Here is an 8,252-nt window from a genome sequence, read left to right as displayed (position 1 = left end):
CGCCATGGGAAAATGGACCATCGAAATCATCAGGCGGTCCGATACGACGAAGGGCTTTCAGATCCTGCCGCGTCGCTGGGTGGTGGAACGGACATTCGCCTGGCTGGGACGGTGCAGGCGGCTCGCCAAAGATTGGGAAAAGTCCATTGCGTCCTCAACCGCATGGACATTGATCGCCTCGATCCGCATGCTCACACGACGGACAGCAAGGCATTGTCAAGCTTGGAAAACTTTCGGATCGGGCTCTAAGGATATTCGAGCAGGTCAGCCTGCTGTGCGACATTCCGACGCTTGGGGCGGAACTCGGGCGGGTGGATGATTTTCCCATAATCCGCATTCTGGTGGGGGAAGCTACGGATATCGGGCAGGCGCTGTCCATCCTGCAGGCCCATTCCCCCTTGATCCAGAGCGGGACGACCACGGGCCTGGACATCAGGGATGACCATGCCAGCATCAGCTACCGGGTGGACTATCCGGCCCTGTGGCCGCGACGGCAGGATGCGGAAATGAGCATCATGCAGGTGCATGCCTTCATCCAGTCCCGCGCTCCCGCCTCCTGGCGGCCAGAGGAGATATGGTTCGAACATGCCCCGCCTGGCGCTGCCGTCCTGCGGCGCCTGCGTGAGATCTGTGGCTGTCCGTTACGTTTCAACCAGCCCATCAACCGCATCATGTTCGATACGGCGATATTATCGCGCAGGCTGCCGGCGCTGACACGACAGGAACTTTCGTTACGCCCCTATCTGCGCCGGCAGATCGACGCGATGCGTGGGGATATCCAGCCACGCTCGGTACTTGAGGAACTGCGCGCCATCATCCTGTCCTGCCTTGGGGAACAGTCGCTTTCGATCACTGTCGCCGCCGAACGGATGAACATCACCGAACGCACCTTGCAACGGCAACTGAAACGGCATGACAGGACATTCCGGCAGGTCCTGCATGAAGTCCGCACGGAACAGGCGATGATGATGCTGCGTCAGGGCAACATGACCATCGCACAGATTGCGCTGGCCCTCGGTTATGAAGACATTTCTTCCTTTTCACGGGTTTTCAAGAAATGGACAGGAAAAAGCCCGCGCCATTACAGCCCGGAACACGAAGCCTCGGCTTCCGCCACCTGATGCCGCGCGGCACGTGACGGCCGTCCCGGCCCGGCACGCCCCGCCACGATGACACTGGCGGTCGCAGCAACAAGGCTGCACGCCGCCATACCCGTCAGCATGACTGCCTGACCTGCGTGGTCAAGCAGCCATCCCGCCACCACAGCGCCCAGCCCGAGGCTGACACCAAGGGTCATTGTGGTGACATTCATCAGTACGCCGGAAGTATCAAGCAATGTTATGGACCCCAGCATGAATGGCAGCAGGAAGGTCCAGGACAGCTTGAACGCAACCAGCGCGCCTGCGGCGACTGCGGGCGAATGTCCCCACCCAAGACCGAACAGCGAAAGCAGCAGGAGCGCATATCCCCCCAGCAGCAGGGCCATGCGCCTTTTGCCCGAGGCCGCCAGCGCGGCGGACCCCGACCCCACGATCCCCATCATGCCGACAAGGGCAAGCATGTGATCGATCCCGGCCGATGTCATCCCCCCCGCCTGCAGGAACACGGACGCAAATGTCCATACCGCCCCGGTCGCGATGTTGAAGATGAAAAGTGCCCCGACACTCATGATCCCCGCCAGCATGATCCCGGTACCACCCGTTACAGACGCGGTGGCAGGAACAGATGCGCCATGGGGCGGGGCATCGGGAAAGTACCTGTACAGGGGAACAAGCGCCAGCACCCAGAGCGCCTGCACCACATAAGGGACGCCCACGCCAAACCGGGCAAACAGCGATGGCAGGACCAGCAGGCCCAGCGTCGCCACGACGACCTGCGATGTCAGCATGACCCCGAACAGCCTGTCCGGGTCATCAAATCGCGCCACGCTGCGGTTACACATCACATACAGGGTACCCGACGCCATGGCCGTCGGAATCCGGCACAGGTAAAACCAGTTGATCAGTCCATGGCCAAGCAGGACAGCCGACAGGATGCTGCCCCCCGCAAAGATCACCGCACACAGGGTCGCGACATGGCGCCAGCCGATATGTTTCTGCCACAGAAACATCAGCAGGCCCGGCAATGGGGAAATCAGCATGTCGATGGAAAACAGTCGCCCGATCGTGCCGGGAGAAAGGTGAAGCTGTGTCTGGAAGGCCTGTGCCAGCATCGGCGCCCACAGGAACAGTGCCGGAATGATACAGGACGTGACGATGACTGTCAGGCGAAGCATATCAATGGATCTGGACATCAATGCTCTCCGGCGGCAGGGAAGGATCGTTCAGGCGATAAAAACCAGTTCGGCGGACGGACTGCTGTTTTCGCAATACACAATGCCCGGCGATAGCGGGGGATGAGCGAAGGGCAGCATCCTGTCGACATATGCGCCCATCGCCTGCGGCAATGACCCGGATCCGTTTTCAGCCCACGCCGTACTGACGAAAAAGGTCAGGGCAATGATACGTCGCGGCGCACTCCCGGTTATGGCCGCGATCGTGGCATTGCACAGGCTGCGCCAGTCCGCATCCGTATCGGCATCCACGATACGGAACCGCAGGGCGGGAATGGCAGTATCCGCCGCCACGGACGGTCGCAGGGCATAACCGTCGATTTCTATGGCGAATGCCGGGATGGCCATGCCCTGCCCCCGGATCAGTTGCAGCCTGTTCGCCATCGTCACAGGATGTCGCGCAACCCTGGAAAAGGCGTCTGTCACGATCTGGCGTACGGCGTCATCTTCCAGGCCGGTTTTGAGATAGACATTCAGTTTCTGGATATCATCCGGCCCCAATTCAAAATATCGCAAAACCGACATGATTTTGTGGACGACCACTTCGGTCTGGGACACGAACTCCGGTGCGACATGATACTCCCCCTCCACGCGGGCGCCATCCGGCGCCGTCGGGAATTCAAGGGCCTCCAGTCCGGTCAGAAACGTCTGCGGGCCGATACGCACTCCCTTGGCAACATCCATCGGCATTTCATGGAACAGCATCCGCTGCGCCTCCGCCACCAGGCCTGTATCAAGGACAAACAGCCCGAAAAAAGCAACCAGCGCCGAAGGATCACCCAGTTCCGGACTGCAGAAAATCGTACCGACCCCGGGCCGCTGCACCAGGGCGGGCGCATGGGCATGGCAGGCACGATGCACTGCCTCGATCGCCTGGATCGGGTCCACATGCCCCGCGCGGACAAGGATGGTATGTTTGACCATGCCGGCCATGTCGCCACCGAGCGTCGGCAAGGTCCGCGCGATCTGGCCGATTATGGCGTCCACCTGTGCATTGAGGTCCCCCCCATCGGGAGCCGTAAGCCAGTTGGCGCAGAAATATCCGCAATCTTCCACCATCTCCCACTCCCTTTGCGCAGGTTTTCCTGCCCCATCAGATCATGATCGCATGACGTAACGGGAGAACCATTGCCGACAGATTTTTTACAATCGACACCATCCCGGCAGAACCGCGTTCGCGTTCTATGACGGGGGCATGTCGCCATATGCGGATGTTTCGCCGATACGCACGGGTATCGTGACCTCGTCATGTCCGGCGGACCAGCCAATGGCGATCGTGTACTTCCCGGCAGGAAGGGTCCACTGGCGCGCGCCCGTGTCCCATGCGGCAAGATGCGAAAAGGGCACCCGCAGGTCCACCGCGCGTTTCCGGCCAACAGGCACCCGCACGCGTGCGTAATCAATCAGGGCGCGCCTGTCGTCGCCACGGATCAGGTAAAGCTGCGGCACCGCATCCGCATCGCGATGACCGGAATTATGTATACTGAAATGGACCGACAGCATCCGCGACGTTGGATCCACCGCCGCATGCGCGTGGCGCAACGTGAAATGACCATACGTCAACCCATATCCGAACGGGTATAATGGCCTGACGCCATGTTCCGCGAACCAACGATAGCCAACATTTGCCCCTTCGGTAAAAACGACACGCCCGTCCTTGCCCGGATAGTCCATCTCACCCTGGTTGCCCGGCCCGTCATGTCCTGACACGGGAAATGTCAGAGGCAGACGCCCCCCCGGTGAAACGTCACCAAACAGCATGGCCGCCAAGGCATCCGACCCGGCCTGGCCCGGATACCATCCTTCCACGATCGCCCGCACCCTGTCGCGCCACGGCATCTCGACCGGGCCGCCGGTATTCAGGACCACGACCGTACGCGGATTGGCCGCACTGATGGCGTCAATCAGCGCATCCTGACCCACGGGCAACCGCATGGACAGCCGGTCGGCCACTTCGGTTTCCCAGTCGCCCGCAACGACAATCGCGACATCAGCCTTGCGGGCGGCCTCGATGGCCTGCGCCAGCAACTCTGGCTCCGGCAGGTGCCAGTGCAGGTGCAACAGCGGGTCGGGATTGCCGAACATGCGCGTGAACGTCGCAGGCAGGAAGGCATCACGGGCATCGAATTCAACCCGCAGGGAAACCGGCTTCCCCTGCGTCAGGGTGACCTCTCCCGACTCGATCGTGGAAAAATCCGCCGAAAAGACATGCGTAACCTCATGCCCATCAACCAGAAGCCGTGCGGTGCCTTCACCGCTCAGGGCGAAACGGTAAGTACCGCTGACTGGCGGACGCAGCACGCCATCCCATATGGCGGTATAATCATTCTTCAGCGCCCGGACCGGCGCGGGTGCCCCCGCTTCGGTCAGTTCCACGCCATTTTCGATCCGGCTGGCAAGCAGGCGTCCACCCGCGGATGCCGGTCCGAAATAGCGTGCACGCAGCCCTTCTTTCGCATTGTCAGGCGTCCGGAGCACCGAAGATGGAATCGGGTCGAGATCATGATTTGCCTCATCCCCCTGCGCATACATGACGGGGATACCGGAACGGGCGGCGCGACGACGGATTGCAGCCAATGGGCCTGCATCCATGGCGCCCGGATGGGTGTTCCCATCCGCGACATAAGGCGATCCCCTTTCCTGCCATGACACATGCGGACCCGCACTGTCACCGATGACCACAATATTACGAGGTCGCGCCAATGGCAGGAAATTTCGCCGGTTCCGCAAAAGAACCGTCCCTTCGGCGGCGATGGCGCGTGCAAGAGCCTCATGCCTTTCGGGCCAGTCCGTCGCGATCACGGGCGACTGCCCCACTGCGATCCTGTGCATGGCCCCCAGCATGTGGAGCGCCATATGATCGACCTGCGTTTCGTTCAGGCGACGCCGGGCCAATAACCGGGACAGCCCGACATGATCCAGCGGCATGGACAGACGGTCTATGCCCGCCTGCGCGCCCCGTACCCCGTCATGAAGCGCAAATACCGCATCCGGCTCGATATAGCCCTCCAGCCCGAATGCGCGTATGCGTGCCAGAAGGTCCTTGTTTTCACACGCATTTTGACCATTGATCCTTGGATAGCTGCACATGACCGCCGCCGCGCCGCCATTTTCCACGGCGGCGCGGAACGCCGGGTAGTACAGGCCCTGCAAGGCCGCCTCGTCTATGATTTCATCGATATTGCGATCATTCGGCGCATCACCAAAGCGATAGGCCTCCTGATCATTGGCGACGAAATGCTTCACCATGGCGATGACATGCTGCGACTGGATGCCATCGATCTCGGCACGGGCAATCCGTCCTGTCAGCAACGGATCCTCACCAAAGGTTTCAGCGGAACGCCCCCAGCGCCACGTTCGCATGATATTGATGGTCGGCCCCAGCAATACATCATGTCCCGCCAGCCTGTCTTCCACACCCAGCGCCACACCATATTCATGCGCAAGCGCCGTATCGAAGGAGGCCGACACCGCAACGGCCGCAGGGAACGCCGTAGCCGCGGCGAAACCACGCAGGCCGTTGGGACCGTCATCTTCATCAAGATCCGGGAGGCCCAGTCGCGCAACTCCCTTACCGTCCTGTACAAAAGCAATCTTTTCCGACAGCTTCATCTGTTTCAGCAGGTGTACGGTACACTGCGCATCGCTACCGGGATCAAGGAAACATGGTGCGGGAACGATCCGCGCCCCACTTTGTCCGGGGATAACCGCTGCGGGCATATCCTTTGATGAAGGATCCGCATGTACGGGAAATATCATGCAGTACACTGCCATCATCACAACACAGGATAGCGGGAAAGAGTCGCTCCAGCGGATTTTCATCTCATCCTCTTTTCCATATTTTCCAGATCACGGCCGTTTTGCAGATCATGATGTCCGGGGCCGATCTGGTGGCATCATGACACTTTCCGCAGGTCATTACGGCATCGTTTCATGAACTGTCGTCTTCTATCTAACAATTGGCGCATTCTATCGTGCAGCCCGTGGACAATACGTATTTTACTGTCGGAATACCGGCCTGTACCACCCGATGGGCTGCGCCATAGCCATTATTGCGGAAAGCATCATGCAAAACCATGCCCTCCACCCCCTCGATCCGCTGACCGAAACAGAGATCGGCGCGGCATGCGAAATTGTGCGCATGCAACATCCCGCTCAAGGAATCTGGCGTTTCCCGCTGGTTCAACTTGATGAACCTCCACAAGAGGAAGTCCTGCGCTTCGAGGCCGGCACACAGATCATGCGCAAGGCACGGCTTGTAGTCCTCGATCATCCGTCGGGAGCCGTTTACATGGTGCGCGTCGATCTCGACCGCCGCATTGTCACGGCCTTTACACGCAATGAGGCTGGCCCCACCAATCCCGTGGGCCAGCCACCCGTGACAATGCAGGATATGGTCACCTGTGATCGCGTGGTGAAGGCATCCCCCGCCTGGCGGGCGGCAATCATGCGTCGGGGCATCACTGAAGATGAGATCCCCCTGGTACAGGTCGATCCATTCTCTGCCGGGTATTTCGGCTATCCCGCTGAAGAAGGGCGCCGTGTGGTACGGGCCGTCAGTTACAGACGCTCCAGGATGACAGATAATGGCTACGCCCATCCAATCGAGGGTGTCGTCGCAACAGTGGATCTGAATGCCGAAAAGGTCATCGGCATCGTGGATGATGGGAACATCGTTCCCATTCCCACCACTGCGTTCAATTATGATCCTGACAGCCTCCCTTCTCCGCGCACGACCCTCAAGCCATTGCATATCGAACAGCCCGAAGGACCAAGCTTTTCCGTAAACGGATGGGAAACCCGCTGGCAGAACTGGTCTTTTCGTGTCGGTTTCACGCAAAGGGAAGGACTTGTCCTTCATCAACTCTGCTGGAATCAGGACGGTAAGACCCGTCCCATCATCTATCGCGCCAGTGTAACCGAAATGGTGGTCCCCTATGCCGATCCAACGACCAACCATTACTGGAAAAGTGCATTTGATGGCGGGGAATATGGACTGGGAACCCTGGCGAACAGCCTTGCGCTGGGATGTGACTGTCTGGGGCTGATCCGCTATTTCGACATTCCCCTTCCAACCGATGATGGCACGCCACGCATCCTGCGCCGTGGGGTGTGCATGCATGAAGAAGATTATGGTACTTTATGGAAACATTATGATGCGCGTTCAGGCGTGCATCAGGTCCGCAGGTCACGTCGGCTTGTGATTTCTTTTTTCGCAACCGTTGGAAATTATGATTATGGATTTTACTGGTATCTTTACCTCGACGGCACCATCCAGTTGGAAGCCAAGCTGACCGGCATTATCCAGACGGCCGCCATCGCACCTGACACTCCCTATCCCTGGGGTGGTATGGTTGCGCCGGGATTGGGCGGTCCCACCCATCAGCATTTCTTCAACGTACGATTGCATATGATGCTTGATGGCATTGGGAACAGCCTGACGGAAACTGAATTCCACCCGCGCCCCATGGGAAAAGACAATCCATACGGCAATGTTTTCGACACCCGCACCCGGCTTCTGTGCAATGAACAGGACGCCGCGCGTGAAGCCGATGGCAGGACCGGACGCTTCTGGAAAATCGTCAATCCCAATACCGTAAATTCCGTCGGGTCGCACCCTGGTTACAAACTGGTTGTAACACCTTCCCCGCTGATGCTGGCCGACCCCAAAAGTACGGTCAGCCAGCGCGGCGGTTTCGCTACCAAGCATGTCTGGGCGACCCCTTACGATCCCGACCAACGTTACGGCAGCGGAGAACTTCCAAACCAGAGCCCCGGGGGCGATGGTCTTCCTGCATTCATCAGGAATGACAGGCCAATTGAGATGGGGTGGTTGCCGTCCTCCCCGCACGGCATCGCAATGTGCCAGAATGGTCGTTGGAAGAAACGACTGCGCGAAAGGACGGCAGATGAAGGATAC

6 protein-coding genes and 1 pseudogene are annotated in these 8,252 nt (G+C 59.4%); 4 read left to right on the top strand and 3 right to left on the bottom strand.

Annotated features, from left to right (window positions below; translation table 11 throughout):
* Positions 1 to 217 (top strand): annotated as a pseudogene (locus CFR72_RS15740) (transposase); the annotation flags it as partial.
* Entirely contained in the window at positions 213 to 1,121 is a 909-nt protein-coding gene (locus tag CFR72_RS15735) for a helix-turn-helix transcriptional regulator (RefSeq protein WP_341865273.1), read from the top strand. The pseudogene CFR72_RS15740 and the gene CFR72_RS15735, both read left to right, overlap by 5 nt.
* Here the strand turns inward: CFR72_RS15735 and CFR72_RS15730 are convergent.
* The 3 genes from CFR72_RS15730 to CFR72_RS15720 all read right to left on the bottom strand — a co-directional run bounded on the left by CFR72_RS15730 (position 1,082) and on the right by CFR72_RS15720 (position 6,052).
* Positions 1,082 to 2,275, bottom strand: coding sequence for an MFS transporter (locus CFR72_RS15730; RefSeq protein WP_167400430.1), 1,194 nt, complete (start codon positions 2,273 to 2,275; stop codon positions 1,082 to 1,084). The two genes, CFR72_RS15735 and CFR72_RS15730, sit on opposite strands and share 40 nt — an antisense overlap.
* 48 nt (positions 2,276 to 2,323) lie before the next feature.
* Positions 2,324 to 3,391: a RidA family protein gene (locus CFR72_RS15725; protein WP_110914721.1), complete on the bottom strand. Its 1,068-nt coding sequence runs from the start codon at positions 3,389 to 3,391 to the stop codon at positions 2,324 to 2,326.
* Between the two features lie 123 nt (positions 3,392 to 3,514).
* The gene (locus CFR72_RS15720) at positions 3,515 to 6,052 is read right to left on the bottom strand and encodes a glycoside hydrolase family 3 C-terminal domain-containing protein (RefSeq protein WP_167400429.1); all 2,538 of its coding nucleotides are present in this window, start codon (positions 6,050 to 6,052) and stop codon (positions 3,515 to 3,517) included.
* Between the two features lie 37 nt (positions 6,053 to 6,089).
* Here CFR72_RS15720 and CFR72_RS17720 point away from each other — a divergent pair, with 37 nt between their 5' ends.
* Together CFR72_RS17720 and CFR72_RS15715 are read left to right on the top strand one after the other, a co-directional pair.
* The gene (locus CFR72_RS17720) at positions 6,090 to 6,269 is read left to right on the top strand and encodes a hypothetical protein (RefSeq protein ID WP_167400428.1); all 180 of its coding nucleotides are present in this window, start codon (positions 6,090 to 6,092) and stop codon (positions 6,267 to 6,269) included.
* A gap of 129 nt (positions 6,270 to 6,398) precedes the next feature.
* Positions 6,399 to 8,252 (top strand): primary-amine oxidase (locus CFR72_RS15715; protein WP_110914724.1); only part of this gene is annotated, 1,854 nt, incomplete at its 3' end.

Origin of the sequence: Gluconacetobacter entanii (assembly GCF_003206495.1) — a bacterium.
Taxonomy (GTDB): Bacteria; Pseudomonadota; Alphaproteobacteria; order Acetobacterales; family Acetobacteraceae; genus Novacetimonas; species Novacetimonas entanii.
Note: the sequence above shows the minus strand (reverse complement) of the source record. Positions and strands in the feature narration are given on the sequence as shown.